Genomic DNA, 305 nt, shown 5'->3' on the forward strand with positions numbered 1-305 from the left:
CCGGGGATAATGTCGATACCCGCAGGGCCCTCAAGCAAAATATCGTGTATCGATTTTTCACCGGTGAATAGATGCTCTAATGTGTAAGCCGGATGCAAGCCCAGCATCACATTGATGTTGGCCAGACCAGTATCCGCGTCAAACAAACACACCTTTGAACCAGTCCTTGCCAGAGCGATTGCGAGATTTACGGATACGCTAGTTTTACCAACACCGCCCTTGCCACCGGTGATAGCTAAAACGCGCGGGATACGTGGAGAGGATTTCGTTTTTTCTAATTTAACGACGTTCATCTTGCTCGCTTT

General features: G+C 48.5%; 1 protein-coding gene. It reads right to left on the bottom strand.

The genetic code is table 11. The annotated features are described in order from the left end of the window. A partial coding sequence (locus tag A3751_RS02495; protein WP_156492213.1) for a P-loop NTPase occupies positions 1–293 on the bottom strand: 293 nt, incomplete at its 3' end. Positions 294–305 lie beyond the last annotated feature (12 nt).

This window comes from Oleiphilus sp. HI0080 (genome assembly GCF_001635135.1).